This window comes from Psychroserpens jangbogonensis (assembly GCF_000797465.1).
Taxonomy (GTDB): domain Bacteria; phylum Bacteroidota; class Bacteroidia; order Flavobacteriales; family Flavobacteriaceae; genus Psychroserpens; species Psychroserpens jangbogonensis.
The window spans coordinates 290917-314427 of sequence record NZ_JSWG01000001.1; the positions used below are offsets into that span (position 1 = coordinate 290917).

General features: G+C 31.3%; 20 protein-coding genes. 7 read left to right on the forward strand and 13 right to left on the reverse strand.

Annotated features, from left to right (window positions below; genetic code table 11):
* Positions 1-65 precede the first annotated feature (65 nt).
* The 13 genes from RH81_RS01405 to RH81_RS01465 all read right to left on the reverse strand — a co-directional run bounded on the left by RH81_RS01405 (position 66) and on the right by RH81_RS01465 (position 14592).
* Positions 66-953 (reverse strand): hypothetical protein, encoded by an 888-nt coding sequence (locus tag RH81_RS01405; RefSeq protein WP_033956545.1) that lies wholly within the window; start codon positions 951-953, stop codon positions 66-68.
* Complete coding sequence (locus RH81_RS01410; RefSeq protein ID WP_033956547.1) at positions 938-1720, reverse strand: putative nucleotide-diphospho-sugar transferase; 783 nt, start codon at positions 1718-1720, stop codon at positions 938-940. The genes RH81_RS01405 and RH81_RS01410 overlap by 16 nt, the downstream gene beginning before the upstream one ends.
* 21 nt (positions 1721-1741) lie before the next feature.
* On the reverse strand, positions 1742-2863 hold the full coding sequence (locus RH81_RS16260) for a CatB-related O-acetyltransferase (protein ID WP_052172363.1): 1122 nt from the start codon (positions 2861-2863) through the stop codon (positions 1742-1744).
* Positions 2853-4139 (reverse strand): ABC transporter ATP-binding protein, encoded by a 1287-nt coding sequence (locus RH81_RS01420; RefSeq protein ID WP_033956550.1) that lies wholly within the window; start codon positions 4137-4139, stop codon positions 2853-2855. The genes RH81_RS16260 and RH81_RS01420 overlap by 11 nt, the downstream gene beginning before the upstream one ends.
* The gene (locus RH81_RS01425; protein ID WP_033956552.1) at positions 4136-5002 is read right to left on the reverse strand and encodes an ABC transporter permease; all 867 of its coding nucleotides are present in this window, start codon (positions 5000-5002) and stop codon (positions 4136-4138) included. Before RH81_RS01425 ends, RH81_RS01420 begins: the two co-directional genes overlap by 4 nt.
* 122 nt (positions 5003-5124) lie before the next feature.
* Entirely contained in the window at positions 5125-6804 is a 1680-nt protein-coding gene (locus tag RH81_RS01430; RefSeq protein ID WP_033956556.1) for an LIC_10190 family membrane protein, read from the reverse strand.
* 121 nt (positions 6805-6925) lie between these two features.
* Positions 6926-7675: a class I SAM-dependent methyltransferase gene (locus tag RH81_RS01435; RefSeq protein WP_033956559.1), complete on the reverse strand. Its 750-nt coding sequence runs from the start codon at positions 7673-7675 to the stop codon at positions 6926-6928.
* 18 nt (positions 7676-7693) lie between these two features.
* Positions 7694-8434, reverse strand: coding sequence for a glycosyltransferase family 2 protein (locus tag RH81_RS01440; protein WP_033956562.1), 741 nt, complete (start codon positions 8432-8434; stop codon positions 7694-7696).
* Between the two features lie 25 nt (positions 8435-8459).
* Complete coding sequence (locus RH81_RS01445; protein WP_033956565.1) at positions 8460-9440, reverse strand: SDR family oxidoreductase; 981 nt, start codon at positions 9438-9440, stop codon at positions 8460-8462.
* Positions 9440-10732, reverse strand: coding sequence for a nucleotide sugar dehydrogenase (locus tag RH81_RS01450; protein ID WP_033956568.1), 1293 nt, complete (start codon positions 10730-10732; stop codon positions 9440-9442). The genes RH81_RS01445 and RH81_RS01450 overlap by 1 nt, the downstream gene beginning before the upstream one ends.
* 2 nt (positions 10733-10734) lie before the next feature.
* On the reverse strand, positions 10735-11322 hold the full coding sequence (locus tag RH81_RS01455) for a sugar transferase (RefSeq protein ID WP_241478944.1): 588 nt from the start codon (positions 11320-11322) through the stop codon (positions 10735-10737).
* Between the two features lie 2 nt (positions 11323-11324).
* Positions 11325-13793: an exopolysaccharide transport family protein gene (locus tag RH81_RS01460; RefSeq protein ID WP_033956571.1), complete on the reverse strand. Its 2469-nt coding sequence runs from the start codon at positions 13791-13793 to the stop codon at positions 11325-11327.
* Between the two features lies 1 nt (position 13794).
* Positions 13795-14592, reverse strand: a complete 798-nt coding sequence (locus RH81_RS01465; protein ID WP_033956575.1) for a polysaccharide biosynthesis/export family protein — start codon at positions 14590-14592, stop codon at positions 13795-13797.
* 103 nt (positions 14593-14695) lie between these two features.
* Between RH81_RS01465 and RH81_RS01470 the strand changes: the two genes are divergently transcribed.
* The 7 genes from RH81_RS01470 (at position 14696) to RH81_RS01500 (ending at position 23448) form a co-directional block, all read left to right on the forward strand.
* A complete protein-coding gene (locus RH81_RS01470) occupies positions 14696-16564 on the forward strand; it encodes an ABC-F family ATP-binding cassette domain-containing protein (protein WP_033956848.1) in 1869 nt (622 codons plus the stop codon).
* A 3-nt stretch (positions 16565-16567) separates the two neighbouring features.
* On the forward strand, positions 16568-17338 hold the full coding sequence (locus tag RH81_RS01475; protein ID WP_033956577.1) for an O-methyltransferase: 771 nt from the start codon (positions 16568-16570) through the stop codon (positions 17336-17338).
* A gap of 75 nt (positions 17339-17413) precedes the next feature.
* Positions 17414-18097 carry an ABC transporter ATP-binding protein gene (locus RH81_RS01480; protein ID WP_033956851.1) on the forward strand — a complete coding sequence of 228 codons (684 nt, stop codon included), beginning with the start codon at positions 17414-17416 and terminating at the stop codon, positions 18095-18097.
* Between the two features lie 311 nt (positions 18098-18408).
* On the forward strand, positions 18409-18984 hold the full coding sequence (locus RH81_RS01485) for a cob(I)yrinic acid a,c-diamide adenosyltransferase (protein WP_033956578.1): 576 nt from the start codon (positions 18409-18411) through the stop codon (positions 18982-18984).
* Between the two features lie 151 nt (positions 18985-19135).
* Complete coding sequence (locus RH81_RS01490) at positions 19136-19357, forward strand: DUF2795 domain-containing protein (protein WP_033956580.1); 222 nt, start codon at positions 19136-19138, stop codon at positions 19355-19357.
* Between the two features lie 179 nt (positions 19358-19536).
* Positions 19537-22887 (forward strand): preprotein translocase subunit SecA, encoded by a 3351-nt coding sequence (gene secA / locus RH81_RS01495; protein ID WP_033956585.1) that lies wholly within the window; start codon positions 19537-19539, stop codon positions 22885-22887.
* Between the two features lie 153 nt (positions 22888-23040).
* Positions 23041-23448: a hypothetical protein gene (locus RH81_RS01500; RefSeq protein ID WP_033956587.1), complete on the forward strand. Its 408-nt coding sequence runs from the start codon at positions 23041-23043 to the stop codon at positions 23446-23448.
* The last annotated feature ends 63 nt before the right edge of the window (positions 23449-23511 follow it).

A 23511-nucleotide genomic window follows, 5' to 3' on the forward strand; every position in this document is an offset into this window, starting at 1 on the left:
ATATAAAAATTTATATTTATAATATTTATACTTAGTAACTTTTCTTTTGTGCCAATAAAAGGTTCTTAAGGCCATATTTTTTTAAGTTTTATAGTTACTATGTTCCAATCAATATCATTAATTCCATAGCTTATAATCAAATTCTCACCAAATCTATGAATTCCTGAAAAATATGTGCAGGAAATAAGGTTTTTATTAAATTTATATTTAGCTCCTAGTAATGATTTCAAAGAATGTATAATACAATGTCTATTCGTTTTTACTGTAGGAGTAGTATTTATAATTAGTCTACAAGGCTTACCTAAATATAATCTCTTTCTCTTTCTGAAAAATTTTTTGTGAGCTATAAATCCATATCCATCATCTAATTCTAATAATGGTGTTCCTATAGAAAAATTCTCAAGATATTGGTTTTCATCTACAAAAAATTTCTCAAATATTATAGTATGATCTCCAGTTTCTGATGCTTTTAAAATCGTTAATGGACTTAAGCTATAGAGTGAATACAACGTGTTATTTTCAACATAAAAAGCCCAGTTCTTTTCTGTTCTTGCTCTTTGTGCATAATTACAAACAAAGTATTCGGTTATCTGATGTTTATCTATTTTAAGAAGAACTATTTCATTCTGTTTTTCAGTTGCGTCGCCAGTATTAAATGTACAGCAAACCTCATTGTTCATTATAAACATCTTAGGGTCAGCTACTTTTATAATGTCTAAATTTTGGTGAAAATATTCAGATAAATTTATTTTTGTAATTGTATTCTCATCTTCCCATACATAGATAATCGCTAAAATGGTTTGAGATGTCTCATCAAACATTCGTAAAGCCATATAGCTCACATTACGATAAATCACAAAACTAGAATTAAAAACAAATTTTATGTTTAAAAGTGTTTTCTGAAGCTCATCTGGTATTGGGAAGGGCTTATGTTTTTTTAACCTTGTAACCATCGTTTTAGTATACTTTTAACACGAAATGTAAATGATTTATTTTTCACTTGATGTTTATTACAATTATAACGTTCAAGAGTATTTATACCATACTTTTCTAGTGTGGAGTTTGAAACTAATGATGCATGTAAGTTAAATTTTAATTGAGTCTCAATATAATTATTTCTCTTTACTTGACCTCTACCAGTAAAGTGTAAGATAAAAGGTTTATGAACATCTATTTCAGATAAGTTTTCCCATCTACTATTAAAACAATTATAATCATAAAGGTCTAGTTTACCTTTATAAGATGTGTTTTCTAACAATAAATAGACCATTATATCTTGATCACCATTAGTAAAAAAACCTAACTTATCTGGCCACCATTCTTTCACAAAATTCAATTCTATTTTTAATACATCTTGAAAAAAACGTTTTGAAAGCTCGTTGCACTTTACGATAAATTGACCTGAGCTAAAATGAGTTTTTAACTCTTTAAAAGAAGGACTTTTACATAATGAAATAAAACTATCGTTTTTAGGAGCATACTCCATAATATCTTTTTCAAAATCAAAAAAGAAAGCATCATCATCAATCCAAACAATATAATCGTAATCATCAATATGGTGTAATATGTATGCTATTTTATTTAAATAGTTATTGTTTAACGTCGTTGGCCAATTACAATGTATATATGAATAACCATAAGTATCAGCATAAATTTTATGATTTATATTAGCTTTAAATTCTGTTGCTGGAAATCTTCCAGATATAATACAGGTTGACATAAACGATACTAAATTATTTTGTTAGGCCTCTATTTTGAAGTTTTTTATATTTATAGATTCGTTAAAATTTATATTAAAAAAGTGTTCGTTATTTTTGATTTTTCTATCGGTCCAGTTCCACCATTTCACCTCTTTGAAAAACGTTATCACATTTTCTGTAAATCTATATTTTAAAAATCGAGCAGGAGCTCCACCAACAATTTCATAATCGCCAACATTCTTTGTTACAATACTACCAGCAGCAATACAAGCACCATTTCCGATACTAACACCTGACATTATTTTTACATCATCTCCAATCCAAACATCATTTTTTATAAGTATTGGCCCTTTAGTTCTTGATGCTGTTGGATTAGACTGATTTTCGCCAGGATGATCTGTTTTGAAATATTTGCGATATACATAACCTTGTGTTGACGCAAAATTAACATCATGATTTGTTGTATATAGTTTCACATTATTTCCTAGTGAACAATAAGAGCCAATTTCAACAAAAGTATCTTTTCCTATGATTTGAAATTTACTATTATAAAAGGAATCTTTACCTACTTTAAACCTTACATCAGAATATAATCTTTGAGAAATTCTAGTGTCATCTTTAACGACAGAATTTAGTCCTTTTCTAATTTGATATCCATAATATTTATGATCCCAATTGGGTATGTTTTTTGGATGATCAGCATCACCTCCTAAAAAGGCATGAAATTTTCGAGGATGCTTTAATTGCTTAGCTAGCTCAAAATCAAAAAACCAAACAACCTCATAAAAATTTATAACTTTCTTGTTTTTAACTAAATTATCATTAAAAATAATAATTCCTTTTGGGATTTTTAAGTTTTTAATTGACCTTAAAAGCTTATCAATATTAGAACCCATGTTTCCACATACAATAATAAAATCAAAATTATTTAATAGATTAATCGTGATTTTCTCGGAGGCAATTTCAATGAAAGAAATATCATAATCTTCCTCAATAAAACGTACAGCATTTTCTAAATCTTTCAAATTCTTCACAGAGTCATGATCTTTAGTATCATGAAAAATTACTATGTTTTTTAGTGGCATATCAACTAATTTAAAATTAGGAACAGCCATTCTCGAATCAAATATGTCTTTTAAAATATGTTTTTTTTTAGTTGACATCCCAATCTGCTATTGTATATATTAGACTATTAGTCGATTTTTCCTTTGTAATTGTATGAAATTGTTGATTTGGTTTTGAAGGGTGAACTTCAAATTCAATAAACTTAATTTTTGCTTCTAACATTTCTATTCCATCAGCCATACCAATTGACACTGTATAAACGCCGTTCAATAAATACAAATTATTTGTAGTTAAGCTAATTTCGAAATCTCTATTTTGATTCTTAGGCAGTGGTTCTTCTATATAATCATTACTTCTCCATGTGACTATATTGACATTATTTAAATCACTAATCCTCAAGCTAAATACGGGGTTTCGAATTGTCTTACATACATTTATAAGTGTTTTGAATTTAATTTTTTCACCAGATACAAAGCTCGGTGTTAACTCGTTTTGGTTATTTAACATCTCAAAACGGGAAAAACTTGAAGTTTCGTTATCAATATTATCGAAATCTTTATAACCTAAAGAAAGGCTATTTTTACTTAAATAATTATTAATCCCTTTTGAAACATCTCCATTGAATGTTAATTCGCCATGTTCTAAAATAACGACACGAGTACATAGATCTTGAACAGCTGCCATATTATGACTTACAAACAAAACGGTACGTCCATCTCCTTTACTAATATCTTGCATCTTGCCTATCGCTTTTTTCTGAAACTCTGCATCTCCTACTGCTAAAACTTCATCTATAACTAAAATGTCTGGTTCTAAAAATGCTGCTACGGCAAAAGCTAATCGAACTCGCATACCACTACTATATCTCTTCACTGGTGTATCTACATACATTTGGCATCCAGAAAAATCTATAATTTCTTGTTCTTTAGTTTTGATTTCTGATTTTGTCATGCCCAAAATAGCACCATTAAGATATATGTTTTCTCGCCCTGTGAGTTCTGGGTGAAATCCAGTACCTACTTCCAATAAGCTTGCTATTCTTCCTTTTGTTTTTATTTCGCCTGTAGTTGGGCTTGTAACTCGCGATAGAATTTTTAATAAAGTAGATTTTCCTGCCCCGTTTTTACCAATTATACCGAGAACTTCACCCCGTTGAACTTCAAAATCAATATCATTTAAAGCCCATACATAATCACTTTTTACTGTTGCACTTCTATCATTAATAGCTCCTACTTTTAAAAACGGATCTTCTTTTCCACGAATTCGATGCCACCATCGATTTAAATCATGACTTATTGTGCCTGTACCGACAACACCTAAACGATATTGCTTACTTATATTTTCGGCTTTAAGAATAATATCAGATATAATCATACAGTGTCAATAAAAGATTTTTCGGTTCTATTAAATATAACCAAACCGATTAAAAATAAAACGATACTTAAAACAAAAGTATAAATAAAACCAAACCAGGTAAAGGTTCCTGTATTTAATAACATAAAACGAAAGCCTTCTATAATCTGGGTAAGTGGATTATACTCTACCAAGATTGCAACCTTCTCAGGGAATTTAGCCTTAGCTTCGGAAACTGGATAAGGTACAGCAGAAACATACATTAGTAATTGCACCGCAAAACCCACCAATATGGTTAAGTCTCTATATTTTGTGGTCATCGATGATATAATCATTCCTAGTCCTAGACCAAGAAGTGCCATCATGATAACATATACAGGGAATAAAAACAATTTTGGATTAAAGCTAATATCCATTCCTTGATACCAGAAATAACATAAAAAAACTAAAAAGATAATTAGTTGAATTACAAATTTCAATAGATTAGAAATCGTAATTGATAATGGCATAATCACTCTTGGAAAATACACTTTACCAAAAATAGCCTTATTACTTGTAAAAGTACTTGATGTTTTGTTTAGGCATTCCCTAAAATAATTCCATGCAGTTATACCTGCAAGATTAAATAAAAAGGGGTCAATTCCTCCTGTTTGTATATTTCCTAAATTATTAAATACAAGTGTGAATATTATAGATGTAAATAAAGGCTGAATAAGATACCATAGCGGACCTAAAATTGTTTGTTTATAAACTGTAACAATGTCCCGTTTTACAAACAATAGCAACAAATCCCTATAACGCCATATTTCTTTAAAATTAAAATCTATTAATTTACGTTTAGAAGAAATAGTATATAACCAAGAATCGTTAGTTGTGGTTTTCAAAAGCTTATTATTTATTTCGGCTAATATAAGGAATTAAGGCTTATAAATTAATGAGATGTAGTTTGATATGAGCTACTTTTGTTCGGTTAGATTTTCATTAATAAAAACATCTTTTTTATAATCTATTTGTTGTTGGCTGAAAATGTTTCTAAGCGAAAACCATCCTTTAGATGTTTACCCCTTAAAATTAACTCATCTTTTGGATATGGTGTACAAGGAAATTTATAATTATAACACCTATCACCAGTCTTTGGAATAAAGTATTCAAAGTTAGTTTCTACTTTTTCAAATTGCATTGGTTGTGAAAAAATAAAATTCCGTGGTATCATAAAAACACTTAGATTATTCTTATATGAGGACAACGTATTTAGCGTACGAGATTTAATCGAACTTATTGTAAGCGAAAAAGTAAGAGCAATAAAAAAAACACCCAAAATTGTCTTATGTATTTTTTTTTGCATTAAATCCACAACAAAATATATAAAATATGCAAATGAAAAAAACAGAAAACCATATGCAAATCTTGGATCGGGAGCTCTAAAAAACCAAAACAAAAAATTAGCAAATAAAACCATACATATTTTAAAAGATATAAATCGCTTTCTGATACATTGAATAATCCCAATGAATAAAGTACTACATGAAGCGAAAAACAAAAGTTTGATAAGTATAGCTTTTGAACGAATCCATATTGGAAACCAATCTGTTAAACCTAAGCTCAAAACTTCTGAATAAGGTTGTTTTGGTATTTTTGCCCAAGCCTCAATTAAATACTCTTCTTTAAGTACTCTAGTTATTGGTACTTTCCAATCTGGGCTAAAAATATCGAGGCCTGAAAAAGGAAAAATCAGATATCCTGACAAATAGTAATTTCTAATTAAGAAAGGTAGAAATATAACACTTGCAAAAACACCAATTTTCAATGTATCAGCAACAATACTTTTTTTTCTTATGAAGAGTAAAACTACAAGAAATAGAAAAAGTGAACTAAGTTTAAATGTAATACAGACTGATACAAGCGCTATAATAAAAAATGATTTATCATAAGTGTCACATTTTTTCATACTGATTTTTTGCAAGGTAATTATGATCATAATTGCACAAATAATGTCTGGAGAAGCTGAGCTTAACCATTTTAAACAAAAACTTAGCATTAAAAGAACAATTGCTATAACGAATCCTACTCGCTTAAATTCTCTGGCTTGGATATATGATTTAAGATTAAAATATTCCCATATTAAAAAAACAGTTAAACAAATCGTATTCAATGGGAATAATACAATGTCGTAGCCATTAAATACACCATTCATAGTAAATACTGAGGATAGAGTGAAAAACAATGAATTATAGGCCAGTCTACTGTGCAAATTTCCTAAACCCGAAACTACTGGATAAGCATCAATCCACTTTATGGATTGAACATGATATAACCCAGAATCGTAATTATAAATACCTCTTGAAGAAATAATCATAAGAAAAATAATAATTGATCCAATTATGAGATAATCAAAAATTGATAAATTTTTAATTGGTAAAACGTAATTTTTAATTTGTTTTCTATATTTAAATATGCCGATGACAGCTATAAATGCATAACTAATTGTTAAGTATTTATTTGCAGGTATTATTATTGAAAGATAAGAAGTCACTACAGACAAAATTAATAAGCCTGTGAAATAAATTACTAAAAAAGAAGGTTTTGAATTACTTGATTTATCAAGCTTGGTTAAAGATAAAAATGAAAACCCTATTGCAAAAATTATAGAAAAACATAATATAGAATAAAACAAATAAATAATCATAGTTTAACTCATTTGGATTTTATGTGAAAATATATAATTTGGACTATAATTTGAATTGAGCAACACTAAAATAGTTAGAATTCACTAGTTAAGCTTAAAAACTCATCAGCAATAGCCAGCTTTATTCAACTTCTGGTTTTTTACCTACTATTACCGTTGACAATCCTATTTGATTAAAGGTTAGTTTATCAATGATTTTGAAAATTGGAACAAGCTTATTGTAGAGTTTCATTTGTCCACCAGGAATTGTTTCTTTTTTCATTAGACTTCCTGTAACATACCAACCAAAAATACCAATAAAATTAAAATATTGTTTATGAATGATTTTATAAGAACTCTTTAAAAACACCTGACTTAAAAGCGATTTTGTATAGCGCCTGTAATGGCCTAGTTCTTTATCAAATCCGTTATATAACTTTTGATAAGATGGCACTAAAATAGTTAGCTGTCCGCCTGGTTTTAGTAATTTTTTACAATTTCTTAAAGCCAGTTCATCATCAAAAATATGTTCAACAACATTAAGTGCAAAAACCGTATCGTATTGACCTAAATGTGTTTCGAATTTTTGATCAAACTCAACATCGGTTAAGTCCATAATCTCGGCACCTAAAAAATAAGGGTTTTGTTCAAATGTAGATTCTAATTTTTCACAGTAGCCTTTTCTAATATCGGTAAGCATAATTTCAAATTGGTCTTGCATAAAAAATGTAGAAATGTTACCAATTCCACTACCAATTTCAAGAACGCGACCTTTACAAAACGGCTTAATGGTTTGGTACATCCAACGATTAAACTTATCAGCTTTAGCAATAACTTCTAGGGTAGTTTCTCCTGCTTCGTCTTGTTCTTCAAATTTTATTTCTGTGGCCACACTATTTATTTTAAGATGTTAACTAGAAAACACATTATATTTCAGAATACAGTAAATTGCTCTTACACCATCTTTCCATCCTATTTTTTTACCGTCTTTATACGTTCTTCCATAATATGAAATACCGACTTCATAAATTCTAATATTTTTTATTCTAGAAATTTTAGCTGTCACTTCTGGTTCAAAGCCAAAACGCTGTTCTTTTAGTTGAATACTTTGAATAATTTCAGTTTTAAAAAGTTTATAGCAGGTTTCCATATCTGAAATATTTATTCCTGTAAACACGTTTGAAAGCATGGTTAAAAACTTATTTCCGATTGTGTGAAAAAAGAAGAGTACGCGATGCGGATTTCCTCCTCTAAAACGAGAACCATAAACAACATCTGCTGCGCCTTTTAAAACAGGTTTTAATAGTAAGTTATACTCATTTGGATCGTATTCTAAATCGGCATCTTGTATAATTAGAAAATCACCTGTTGCCTCTTTTATGCCTGTATGTAAAGCAGCGCCTTTCCCTTTGTTTTTATCATGTCCAAATAGTTTTATGGGGAAATCTGGATTTGCATTTTTATATTTTAAAATAGCATTTTTAGTATCATCACTAGAGAAGTCATCAATAATTAGCACCTCCTTTTTAATATCTTCTACTAAACTTACATCCCTGACTAAATCCAATAATAAATGAATTGTATCTTCCTCATTATAAACAGGAATCACAATGGACAAGGTTTTTTTTATTTTATGCTTTATTATCGGCATTATTTAGTTTTTCCTATTTCACATATTACTTCATAAAATAATCCCAAGTAATTTTCAAACCCTCTCTTACTGTAAATTGTGGTTTATATCCTAATAAGTTTTGCGCCTTAGAAATATTTGCTAAAGAATCTCTTACATCACCTTGTCTTTTAGGTCCATAAATAGCTTTTAAATCAGAATTTGCAGCTATACGTAAGGATTCCCATAAATAATTAACCGTAATACGTTCTCCACATGCCACATTAAAAACTTCATTCTTAGCTTCTTTTGAAGCGAAAAAACCTTTTATGTTTGCTTGTACAGCATTATCCACAAATGTAAAATCACGAGTTTGCTCACCATCTCCATTTATGTTAGGAGAAGCAACATCTTTCAATGCTTGCATAAAAAGAGGAATTACAGCAGCGTAAGCTCCATCTGGGCTTTGTTTTGGTCCGAACACGTTAAAATACCTTAAACCAATTACATCTGTATCATATGTTTTACCAAAAACATCAGCATATAACTCATTTACATATTTAGTAACTGCATAAGGTGAAAGTGGTTTCCCAATATTATCCTCAACTTTTGGAAGTACAAGACTATCACCATACGTCGAACTTGAAGCAGCATATATCATTCGTTTCACTGTAGACGAATCTTTTAAAGCAATCATCATATTTAGAAAACCTGAAATGTTCACTGCATTAGTAGTAGCAGGATCATTTATAGAACGTGGAACAGAGCCTAAAGCAGCTTGATGGGTCACGTAATCAATGCCATTCATAGCATCTTTACAAGTTTGTAAATCTCTAATATCGCCTTCAATCAATTCAAAAGAAGGGTTACTATGAAATTCTAATAAGTTTTCACGATGCCCATTTGAAAAATCATCTAGTACACGTACTTTTTTTGCTCCGTATTTTAATAAATACTGAACAATATTAGATCCTATAAAACCTCCTCCTCCTGTAACAAGGAATGATAACTGACTTAAATCTTCTGAATGGTATTTGTGTTCGTACATTATAATCTGGCGTCTACAGAATTTTTTGGAAGTAATGATTTTACATCGAAAATTACTCCTATATCTGATTTCATTGTTTGCAAATCTAATTCTAAAAATTCATTATGCGAAACCGCAAGTACGATCGCATCGTAATTTGAACGTAATTTTGAAGCATCATCTAACAAATCAATACCATATTCATGCTTTACTTCTTCAGGAGAAGCCCATGGATCAAAAACGTCAACATTAGTATTGTACGAGTCAAATTCTTCAATAATATCTATCACTCTTGAATTTCTAATATCTGGACAGTTTTCTTTAAAGGTAATACCCAAAACTAAGACATTTGAATCTTTAATTCTAGCTCCTTTTTTGATCATCATCTTAATAGTTTCCTGAGCAACATAAGATCCCATACTATCGTTCATTTTACGACCAGCAAGAATAATTTCAGGATTGTAACCAGACTCGATAGCTTTTTGAGCTAAGTAATATGGATCAACACCAATACAATGACCTCCTACAAGACCTGGACTAAATTTAATGAAATTCCATTTTGTTCCAGCAGCTTCAAGCACAGCTTTAGTATCAATATCTAACAATCTAAATATTTTAGACAATTCGTTAACAAAAGCAATATTGATATCTCTTTGAGAATTCTCAATAACCTTAGCTGCTTCAGCAACTTTAATTGATGGAGCACAATGTGTTCCAGCAGTTATAATACTTTTATATAGATCATCAACTGTTTTTGCAATTTCTGGAGTTGAACCAGAAGTTACTTTAAGAATCTTAGTTACTGTATGTTTTTTATCTCCTGGATTAATACGTTCTGGAGAATAGCCTGCAAAGAAATCATAGTTAAATTTCAATCCAGAATGTTCTACTAAAATTGGCACACAGATATCTTCGGTTGCACCAGGATATACTGTAGATTCATAAATAACAATATCTCCATGCTTAAGTACTTTCCCTACACACTCACTTGCTTTAATCAATGGTGTAAATACTGGTCTCTTAAGTTCATCTGTTGGAGTTGGAACAGTAACAATGTATACATTAGAATCTTCCAAGTGACTCGCATCATTAGTAATGAATAATCCAGTGCTAGAATTTGGATCTGTGGTGAGTACAGAGTTTAAATGATCGTCTTCAACTTCTAGAGTTTTATCAACACCACTATTAAGTTCATTTATACGTTTCTCATTGATATCAAAACCAATGACCATATATTTTTTAGCAAACTCAACTGCAAGCGGTAAGCCAACATAGCCAAGTCCAAGAATCGCTATTTTATGTGTATTATTCATCTTTAATTTACTATCGATTTTAAAATAAAACTCAAATCTAAAGAAAAACTATAATTCTCAAGGTATTTTTTGTTTATTTCGACCTTATCTGGCCAAATAATCGTTCTATTGTAGCTTTTAGGGTCAAGTTGTTGTGATAAAATCGTTTCTTCATCTTTATATTTCAAAGTTGCCGGACCTGTTATGCCTGGTTTCACTTTTAAAATCATTCTATCTTCGTTTTCTAACTCATCTGCAAAACCAGAAATATCTGGCCTTGGACCAACAAAACCCATATTACCAATAAGAACATTAAAAATTTGCGGAAGCTCATCTAGTTTGTAGCGTCTTAAAAACTTTCCGAAGCGTGTAGCACTCATATCTAAATGTCCTAAAACATGTTTTTCTTTACGTAATGTTCTTACCTTATAAATATGGAATAATTTACCATGTTGACCAATTCTTCTTTGTAAAAACAATCCGCTTTGACCAGTATCAATAGTTGCAATAATGATAAAAAAAATAATTGGAATAACTAATACAGGAATTAGTATGATAGAAAACACTAAATCAAAAGAACGTTTTACTCTGAGTTGAGTTTTTGTTATCACAATTAAGCGCGGTTAAAAACCTTTTTTATACGTTTCCAAATTGATTTTTTGTCCTTTTCATGATAGGCATTACCATAAACACCATAGCCATAGCCATAGCCATAGCCATAGCCATAGCCATAATTATGATTCGTTTTATGCTTGTAGAAATTTAACACAAAACTAATATTTTTAACTTCTCCTGCTCTATATTTCGCATTTACTAACGCCAACATACCTTTTTTAGTATAATCCAATCGAACCATAAAAATTGTAGCGTCAGCATATTGTGTTAATTCTAAAGCATCAGTAACTAATCCCAAAGGTGGTGTATCTAATACGATCATATCATAATCCTTACGCAATTGATCAATCAAAATTTTCATTTGATCACTCATCAAAAGCTCTGATGGATTTGGAGGAATTGGACCCGAAGGCACAACATCAAGATTTTCAATATGTGTAACATATTTAACTTCTTCAAAATCACTTTCTCCAATAAGATAATTTACGACACCTTTATCGTTATCAATATTAAAATCTCCAAATATTTTTGGTTTACGTAAATCGAGACCTAACAAAATTGTTTTTTTACCAGATAAAGCATAAACCGTTGCAATATTAATAGAGCAAAATGTTTTTCCTTCACCACTCACAGATGAAGTAATCATTAATGTCTTTCCTTGATTATTTTCTAGTTTTTTATATAAAAACTGTAAACTTGATCGAATAGATCTAAAAGATTCAGCAACGGCTGATTTTGATTTTTCAAATACAATTAGATTGTTTTTATAATTATATTTTCCAATTAAACCTAAAATTGGAATCTTTGATAATTGTTCAATCTCATCAGAGCCATGTATAGTATTATCTAACAAAAAAAGCATGAAAATCAAAAACATTGGAATAAAAAAGCCTAACATCAAAGCCATCATATAATTGAGCGACTTATTTGGACCTATACGACCACCACCAATATCTTTAGCTTCATCAATAACTGATATATCAGAAATGTTTGCGGCTTTAACAATTGCTGCTTCACTTCTTTTGGCTGTATAAATATTATACGCCTCTTGACTAATATCCAGTTTTCTTTGAATCTTTAAAAACTGCTGTTGATCTTCAGGTAAATCAATCAATTTAGCTTCTAAATTTACAATACTCCTATTAATAGTAGACAATTGAATACCTAACGTCTTCTTGGTCGATTTTATAACTTCTAAAAGCACATTTTTTTCAGAATCGATTTGCTTATCTAATTCTTTAAACAGAGCTGAACTTTCTTTAGTAGTATATTCTAAATTTTGACGTTCAGATGCCAATGCTATTATTTTTGACACACTACTTAATATATTACTTTCTTCTATACCAACACTTGTAGGTGCGGCAATCTCAGTATAATCTGTTTTTGTCTTAAGGTAAGTTTCTAAATTATCTAAATAATTTAATTTTAATTGTTCTTGTTCTTTAGTTAAATCGTACGCTCTTAATTGATTTGAAACTTGAGAAATTTCATCGGTGACATTAAATACTTTGTTCTGTTTTCTGAATTTGTTCATTTCATCAGTAACATCTATTAGATTTAAATTAACCGTAGCAAGACTACTATCAATAAATCTAATAGTATTGGTAGCGTATAAGTTTTTCTTTTCTAGCTCTGATTTACTTAAAATTGCTGAAGTTGCATTTAAATAATCAACAATTTTCGCTTTATTAGTTCCTGCTAATTGCAATTGTAAAACAGAAGATGCAGATTTAGAAAAAGCACCAATAATAATTTTATTTTTATAACTATTGACGATTCCGTCAAAATTTGAAAATTGAATAAAAAATTCAGATCCAGTTTTAACTTGTGATGAAGTTTTAAGAACAAGTCGTCCATTTAAAAATGGCAAATCTATTAATTCACCATTTTTATATTTTTTCGTAAAAACACCTGTTTGAACAGAAATACTGTTTATGGATTTGTTATCATATTTTTGAGCACTTCTTTTTGCGCCCTCAAATTCGGTAAAAACTTCAAATTCATTATTATCTAAAAAACGTATTCCTACTGGGTAGCTTAAAACTTGAGGTTTAGACTTATCTATTTGAAAATCAAAAGGCACATTCTTATACACATCTTCTTTTCTATATTTTCCATTAACCAAATACTGCATGTAAAACTGTAATGAGTCTACTACTTTTTCATTATGAGTCCTTGTCTTTATCGCTGTTATTATTTTACCAACTTTTCCAGAAACTCCTCCCCAATTAAAGGAGATGCTAGTATTAGCAGTAAAAAATGGATTTTGATCATTTTCTACAGAAATAAGTGAATTTAACTTATATATATTTTGTTTTCTTACATTAATAAAATAAGCTATTAAAAGTGCAGTACTTATTGATAATAGAACTAGCTTCCAAAGATTTAAAATTTTAAATAAATAACCTCTAAAGTCAAAACTTATCCGGCCAAATTCTTCAGTATCTAAATAGTCTTGATTTGACATGTTATTTTGCTCTATCAATTAATAAAAGGGTTGTTGTAAATAACGTAATTAAACCAACAATAGAAGTTATCGTTCCAATACCTGTAGTACCTGTTCCCCAAGTTTTTTGTTTCAATGGTTTGATGTAAATAATGTCATTAGGTTGAATGTAATAAAACGGAGATTTCATTACATTAATATCTGTTAAATCTAAAGTGTGTATTTTTTGTCCTTGAGGGTATTGTCTTATTATTTGCACTTCTTTTGCGTTACCGGTTATAGGTATTTCACCAGCATTAGCAATAGCTTCAAAAATATTAACACGCTCCTGAAAGAGTGTAATTGTACCTGGTGATTTTATTTCTCCATTTACAGTAAAACGAAGTCCAGCTAATTTTACTGTAACAAAAATGTTTGCAGTTTCTTTAAACTGTTCTTCTAATAGTTTATCTTTTATTAATTTTTCAATGTCTTCAGCATTGTAACCTAAAACATTTATTTTTCCAAGTTCAGGAATTCTAATATTACCATGAAGATCAACAGTAAACCCATCAAAATAGGCGCGCTCAGCACTTGACGCATTTAAATTCCCTTCACCTACTGGATTAAAAATGGTAACATTGTCTTGATCTAATACCTTAAGACGAATATTCAAAATATCATAGATTTGAATTCTGTAAGGTTTTTGCTGCTCAACCATTACTTGCGTTGAATCAGAAGGCGTATCTTTCTCTTGAAGATAAACAATATCCTTATGAGGTATACACGATGTAGACAAGATACAAAGTAACAATCCTGTTAGCACTAATAGTCTATTCATTATAAATTGCTTGTTGCTTCACAAATATAACTTATCACTATTAATATCAAAACTATTCGCAGTATTTTTGAGTAATATAACTTTCTTTGTAAAAAAAATTGATTTGAATTATATAACTGTTGAAAACATATCGAAATCTTATGGTGAATTAGAACTCTTTTCTGATCTCTCATTTAGTATTCATAAAGATGATAAAACTGCTTTTATTGCCAAAAACGGAAGTGGGAAGACTTCGATATTAAATATTCTATCTGGTGATGACTCTCCAGATTCTGGACAGGTAGTAATGAGAAATGGTTTACGGATTTCATTTTTATCACAGTCTCCGCAATTTAATGATAAGCTAACTATTAATGATACTATTTTTAATTCAGATTCTCCGCAATTAAAAATTATTGAAAATTATGAAAAAGCGCTACTAAATCCTGAAGACACAGAAGCCTACCAAAAAGCTTTTGAACAAATGGACATTCATAACGCATGGGAGTTTGAACTTCAGTTTAAACAAATATTGTCTCAACTTAAGCTAGATGATCTTAATCAAAAGATTAGTACAATGTCTGGTGGACAAATAAAACGTCTGGCTTTAGCCCAAGCATTAATTAGTAATCCAGATGTACTTGTTCTAGATGAACCTACAAATCATCTTGATTTAGAAATGATTGAATGGTTAGAACAGTATTTTGCTAAATCACAGTTTACGCTTTTCATGGTAACTCACGATCGTTACTTTTTAGAACGTGTTTGTAATGAAATCATTGAACTTGACCACGGAAAACTATACACTTACAAAGGAAATTATTCATACTACCTCGAAAATAAAGAAACTCGAATCCTACAAGAGCAGGTTGAAACTGGTAAAGCCAAACAGTTATTTAAAAAAGAATTAGAATGGATGCGTCGTCAACCTAAAGCGAGAACGACTAAATCTAAATCTAGAATTGATGATTTTTCAGATATAAAGAAACGTGCCCATCAGCGTAGAAATGATCACAAAGTCGAATTAGAAATCAATATGGAACGCTTAGGTAGTAAAATTGTTGAGTTCCATAGAGTATCTAAATCCTTTGACGATAAAGTGATTCTAGATAATTTTGAATACGTATTTAAAAAAGGTGAACGCATTGGTATCATTGGAAAAAACGGTACAGGAAAATCTACATTCCTAAATATGCTCACACATACTTCACAACCAGACTCTGGAAAAATCATTATTGGAGATACTGTGAAATTTGGCTATTACACACAAGGTGGTATAAATATCAAACCCAAGCAAAAGGTCATTGAGGTTATTAAAGAGTTTGGAGAATTTATTCCATTGACTAAAGGACGTCAAATTAGTGCTAAACAATTATTAGAACGTTTTCTTTTCGATGGAAAAAAACAGCACGACTATGTAGAAAAATTAAGTGGTGGAGAACAAAAACGTTTGTACTTGTGTACCGTTTTAATTCAGAATCCAAATTTTTTAATTCTTGATGAGCCAACAAATGATTTAGATATTGTAACATTGAATATTCTCGAACAATTTTTACTCGACTTTCCTGGCTGCCTTCTGGTTGTTTCTCACGACAGGTATTTTATGGACAAAATTGTAGATCACCTTTTTGTATTTAAAGGTGATGGTGAAGTTCAAGATTTCCCAGGTAATTATTCTGACTATAGAACTTACGAAGCCTCTACACCAGTCGAATCTAAAGTCACCGTAGAAACTTCTAAAGTTTCTAAAGAAAAAGTGAAAGATTATAAGGCCGAGAAATTATCCTATAATGAACAAAAAGAATATAAAAACCTGGAGAGTAAAATCCGTTCTTTAGAACTAGATAAAAAGGCAGTAGAAGAAAAATTTACTGATATGTCATTGTCACAGGATAAGATTAACGAACTATCTCAGCAACTTGAAAAAATAATAAATAATATTGAAGAGAAAGAGATGCGATGGTTTGAATTATCAGAAAAGTTTGAATCCTAATTAATGTTTCAAATTATTGAATACATAAAATTCATTTTCAAGTCAACCAATCAACATGGTGTGCATTCGCCTTTTGTTTATGATTTGGTTACCAAATGCTTTTATGACAAAACAAAACACGATGCGTACTCTAGTCTTTCTGAATATCGAAAATACTTATTAAAAAACAAACAGCAGATTAAAATCACAGATTTTGGCGCTGGCTCTAGAGTATTCAAGACTAATTTGAGAGCTGTCAATTCAATAGCTAAGACCTCTGGCTCAACTCTAAACAGAGCAAAATTATTGTACAGACTTGTTCGCTATTTTAAACCTCAACACACTTTAGAACTAGGCACATCATTAGGAATCGCTACTCAAGCAATAGCTTTAGGTCATTCAAAAAATCATGTAGTTACTATTGAAGGCTGTTCAAATATTTCAGACTTCACAAAGCAACAACTTAACGAGTTCAATGTTAACAATGTCACTCTCAAAACCGGAGAATTTGATAACGCTCTTTTAGAATTGCAAGACAACAATTTTAATCTGGTTTTCTTTGATGGCAATCATAATAAAAAAGCGACGCTGAAGTACTTTAACTTGCTAGTGAACAAAGCGCATAATAATTCCGTTTTTATTTTCGACGACATCCATTGGTCAAAAGATATGGTTGAAGCATGGGAAATCATAAAAACACATCCAAAGGTTACAATTAGCATAGATACTTTTTTTTGGGGATTGATTTTTTTTAGAAAAGAACAAGCCAAAGAAAATTTTACCATTAGATTGTAACAAGCGTTAATGTATTGCGTCATATGGAGTGAAATCTGTATCTTGCAGGAGCATCAATTAAAAACAAATTCTGTAATGAGTAACGTTATTGAAATAAGAAATATCATTCGTGATTTTCAACTCGGTCAAGAAACCGTTCATGTTTTAAAAGGTATCGATTTAGATATCAAACTTGGTGACTATGTTGCCATTATGGGACCTTCTGGCTCAGGAAAATCTACACTAATGAACTTATTAGGATGCTTAGACACTCCAACTGCAGGTTCTTATATTCTTAACGGAAAAGACGTGAGTCAGATGACTGATGATGATCTTGCTGACATAAGAAATACCGAAATTGGTTTTGTATTTCAAACCTTTAACCTTTTACCAAGAACAACTGCCTTAGACAATGTAGCCTTGCCAATGGTTTATGCAGGAGCTTCTAAATCTGAACGCAATAAACGTGCAGAGGAAGTTTTAACAGATGTAGGTCTTTCAGATCGTATGGACCATAAACCGAATCAACTTTCAGGTGGTCAACGTCAACGTGTTGCCGTTGGTAGAGCCTTAGTAAATAAACCTTCTATAATATTAGCTGATGAACCTACAGGTAACTTAGATTCCAAAACAGGTCATGAAATCATGGGGCTTTTTGATGAAATTCATAAAGCAGGTAATACTGTTATTATGGTGACTCACGAAGAAGAAGTTGCTGCACATGCCAGACGTATTATTCGTTTACGCGATGGTATGATAGAAAGTGATACCAGGAGCTAGAATTCTCAGCTTAAGTATTACACCTTAAATTTACTAGTTATTCTATTTAACAGATAATCATGGCAAAGAAAATAGCATTGACCTTTTTTGGAGCACTCATTAGTCTCTTTAGTTTATTTTAATAGCTGCAATTACCTTATATACAGGTAAATAAGACAACACAATAGCGTTTTGTTTTCTTATTATTCCTTCAGTTTTTTTGTTAATAGGTATTTTAGCACTTCGAAATGGAATTAGATTAAAACTAAAACCAGAAGATCTCTAATCATAACTTTTATACAATTCATTTTAAAAACCCTTAACTTTGAATTATGAAAATTTATACTAAAACAGGAGATAAAGGAACGACTGCACTTTTTGGTGGTACTCGTGTTCCAAAACATCATATAAGAATTGATAGCTACGGAACTGTTGATGAACTCAACTCACATTTAGGACTTATAAGAGATCAAGATATCGACCAACATTATAAAGAAGTGTTGATGGATATTCAAGACAAATTATTTACGGTTGGAGCCATTCTAGCTACTGATCCTGAAAAAGCTGTTTTAAAAAGTGGAAAAGAACGCTTAAATATTCCTAAGATATCTGAAACACACATTACTAAACTAGAGCAAGAAATGGATACCATGAACGAAGCCTTGCCTCCAATGACGCACTTCGTTTTGCCTGGTGGACATCAAACTGTGTCATTCTGTCACATAGCACGTTGTGTCTGCAGAAGGGCTGAACGTTTAGCCAGTGCTCTTAATGATCTTGAACCTTTTCAACCCGAAAGTTTGAAATATCTAAACCGACTTTCTGACTATCTATTTGTATTGGCACGAAAGTTGTCTTATGACTTACAAGCCGAAGAAGTAAAATGGATTCCTCAAAAAGAATCTTAAGTACCACTTTGCAGAATAAAGTAACAGTTCTACTAGGCTTAAAATCAGTAAAAAAGTATACGTTCTTTAAATTATTATTTAATTAATTCGATTTTTTCTTGACTTTATGAACTATAATTTTATTTTTGCAAAAAATAAACACCATTAAGAAATGTATTGGACATTAGAATTAGCATCGTATTTAAGTGATGCGCCTTGGCCAGCAACAAAGGACGAATTAATTGACTTCGCTATTAGAACAGGAGCTCCTTTGGAGGTTGTTGAAAATCTACAAGCGATAGAAGACGAAGGCGACTCTTACGACTCCATTGAAGAAATTTGGTCAGATTATCCAACTGACGAAGATTATCTCTGGAATGAGGACGAGTATTAAAGATAATTGAAATGAAAATTATCTTTTCGATAAAAGAAACGTAAAAAAGTCTCATTTAGAGACTTTTTTTGTGCCTGAATCTTTCAGAATAAATAACACAAATCATATCTTTGGGGTTCTTAAACCTTAGAAGATAAAACGTTGCTTGCATCGTTTCTAAATAATATAAACAAACACCAATGAGTTTTTTAAATTCAGTAATAAAAGTATTTGTAGGAGATAAATCTAAACAAGATGTTAAGGCACTCTCTCCTATTGTAGAACAAGTCAAATCATTTGAAAGTGCACTTGTGCAATTGTCACATGACGAATTAAGAGCTAAAACAGCAGAATTCAAAGCTAAAATTGCGGAAGCTCGTAAACCACTTCAAGATGATATCGATCAGTTATTGAAAGATGCCGAAGACACTCAGGATATTGATAAAAGAGAAGATATCTACGAATCAGTTGATAAAATTAAAGACGACATCTATGAAGTTACAGAGGCTGTTTTAAATGATATCATGCCTGAAGCTTTCGCTGTAATAAAAGAAACAGCAAAGCGTTTTGTGCATAACACAGAAATTCCTGTACAAGCTAATGAGTTTGATCGTGTGGTTTCTGGTGATAAAGATTATGTAACGCTGCAAGGAGATCAAGCAGTTTGGTCACATTCTTGGGATGCCGCTGGTAAGGCAATTATTTGGGACATGATTCATTATGATGTTCAGTTAATTGGTGGTGCAGCAATGCATCAAGGTAAAATTGCAGAGATGCAAACTGGTGAAGGTAAAACTTTAGTAGCAACACTTCCTGTATATTTAAATGCATTATCTGGTAAAGGTGTACACTTAGTAACGGTAAATGATTACTTAGCAAAACGTGATAGCGCCTGGATGGCTCCTATTTTTGAGTTCCACGGAATGAGTATTGATTGTATTGATTACCATCAACCAAATTCTGAAGAAAGACGTAAAGCATATAGAGCAGATATTACTTACGGAACCAATAACGAGTTTGGTTTTGACTACTTAAGAGATAACATGGCGCACTCGCCAGATGATTTAGTACAACGTCCACATCACTACGCTATTGTAGATGAGGTCGATTCTGTATTAGTCGATGATGCACGTACACCATTAATTATTTCTGGACCAATTCCTCAGGGTGATCGTCATGAATTTACAGAGTTAAAACCAAAAGTTGATGACATTTCAAATGTTCAAAAGAAAGAGCTTGTAAGTGTTTTGGCTGAAGCTAAAAAATTAATTGCTGAAGGTGATACTAAAGAAGGAGGTTTCTTATTATTAAGAGCTTACAGAGGTATTCCTAAAAATAAAGCCTTAATTAAATTCTTGAGTGAAGAAGGAATTAAACAATTACTTCAGAAGACTGAAAACTTCTACATGCAAGACAACAATAGGGAAATGCCTAAAGTTGATGCAGAACTCTACTATGTTATTGAAGAAAAAAATAATCAAGTCGAATTAACAGATAAAGGTGTTGAATATTTATCTGGTAAGGACAATCCTGATTTCTTCGTTATGCCAGAAATTGGTATGGAAATCTCAAAAATTGAGGATAAAGGACTTTCTAAAGAGGAAGAAGCTGCAGAAAAGGAAGAGCTTTTCAGAGACTTCGGAATCAAATCTGAACGCATACATACACTTAATCAATTACTGAAAGCTTATGCTTTATTTGAAAAGGATATTCAGTATGTTGTGATGGAAAACAAAGTTATGATTGTTGATGAGCAAACTGGTCGTATCATGGATGGCCGTCGTTATAGCGATGGTTTACACCAAGCGATTGAAGCTAAAGAAAATGTAAAAATTGAAGATGCTACACAAACGTTTGCAACAGTAACGCTTCAAAATTACTTTAGAATGTACCGCAAACTATCTGGAATGACAGGTACTGCAGTTACGGAAGCTGGAGAATTTTGGGAAATTTACAAATTAGATGTCGTTGAAATTCCAACCAACAGACCAATCGTTCGTGATGACAAACAGGATTTAGTTTATAAAACTAAACGTGAAAAATACAATGCCGTTATTGATGAGGTAACAAAACTTTCTCAAGCAGGTCGACCAATTTTGATTGGTACAACTAACGTTGAAATTTCTGAGCTTTTAGGTAAAATGTTATCTATAAGAAAAGTACCTCACAATGTCTTAAATGCGAAACTCCATAAAAGAGAAGCCGATATTGTTGAGGAAGCTGGACAACCAGGACAAGTAACGATTGCGACAAACATGGCAGGTCGTGGTACAGATATTAAGTTAATTGACAAAGTAAAAGAAGTTGGTGGTTTAGCAATTGTTGGTACAGAACGTCATGATTCTCGTCGTGTCGACAGACAGTTACGTGGTCGTGCTGGGCGTCAAGGAGATCCAGGAAGTTCACAATTTTACGTGTCTTTAGAAGATAATTTAATGCGTCTTTTTGGTAGTGAACGTATTGCCAAAATGATGGATAAAATGGGATTAGAAGAAGGCGAAGTGATTCAGCATTCTATGATTTCAAAATCTATTGAGCGTGCTCAGAAAAAAGTGGAAGAAAACCAGTTTGGTGTTCGTAAGCGTTTATTAGAATATGATGATGTAATGAATGCACAGCGTGAAGTAGTTTACAAACGTCGTCGTCATGCACTTCATGGAGAACGTCTTCGTGTGGACTTAGCAAACATGATTTATGATACTTCAGAAGGAATTGCTGGAACAAACAAAGAAGCTGAAGATTTCAAAAACTTCGAATTTGAGTTGATTAGATATTTCTCTATGAGTTCTCCTATTTCAGAAGCTGAATTTGGTAAGCTTGCAGTTCAAGATATTGCAGGAAAAGTTTATAAAGCTGCCTTTGAACATTACAGACAAAAAATGCAACGTAATGCTGAGTTAGCATTCCCAGTAATTGAGAATGTATATTTAAATCAGCGTGATAAATACAAACGTATTGTTGTTCCTTTTACAGATGGTGTAAAGAATATACAAGTTGTTACAGATCTCGAAAAAGCATACGAAACTAAAGGAACACAGTTAATCAATGATTTTGAAAAGAACATTACATTAGCAATTGTTGATGATGCTTGGAAAACGCATTTACGTAAAATGGATGAATTAAAGCAATCTGTACAGTTAGCTGTTCACGAGCAAAAAGATCCATTATTAATCTATAAGTTTGAAGCTTTTGAATTGTTTAAACAAATGATTGATCAGGTGAATAAGGATGTTATTTCGTTCTTATTTAAAGGTGAATTGCCTACTGAAACTCAAAATAGCATTCAAGAAGCAAAAACACGTAAGCAAGAAAATCTACAAACTCAAAAAGACGAAATTCCTAATATGGATGAACGTGCTGCGCAAAATAGAGCTGCAGGAAACACACAACGTCAGCAAGAAGTGGTAGAAACTATAGTTCGTGACAAACCAAAAATTGGTCGTAATGATCGTGTTACAATTAAACACGTGATGAGCGGAGAAAATAAAACCGTAAAATACAAACAAGCAGAACCATTAATCGCTAAAGGTGAATGGGTTTTGATTGAATAATCGCTAAGCGATATTTGGTTATCTCACTCCGTCGGAAATAATCAAATTAGTAATAGACAGTCATTCCTAATTTAAAACGGAATCAAAAAATCCTGAACTTAACCATTCAGGATTTTTTTATTACCTTGAAACCACTAACTAAACAAAATTATCATGAGGAATATTCTTGCAACCATTGTTGGATTTGTAGTAGCAGGTGTAACTGTTTATATATTTGAAACGCTTCTTGGTCAATCTCTATTTCCATTACCAGAAGGCGCAGACCCAATGAATATGGAATGGATAAAAAATAATATGGATCAAATTCCAACTGGTGCAAAAGTATTTGTTGTCATCGCTCATTTTATGGGAATTGTGGTTGGTATGTTTGTAGCAGGATTAATTTCTAAAACCAGTATGGTTCCTGCTTATATTGTTGGTTGCTTAATGATCGCAGCAACTTTTTTCAACATCTTTGTATTACCAAAAGAATTATGGTTTTCTATTTCAGATGGCGCATTTGCATTTGTTGGATTCTTGATTGGAACATCACTAGCTAAAAAGCAAATGACAAAGGTTTAAAAAGTTCGCTTTTTACGAGCGAGTAATTGAACTTTAAACCTTGATTTTTGTAATAATCTTAAA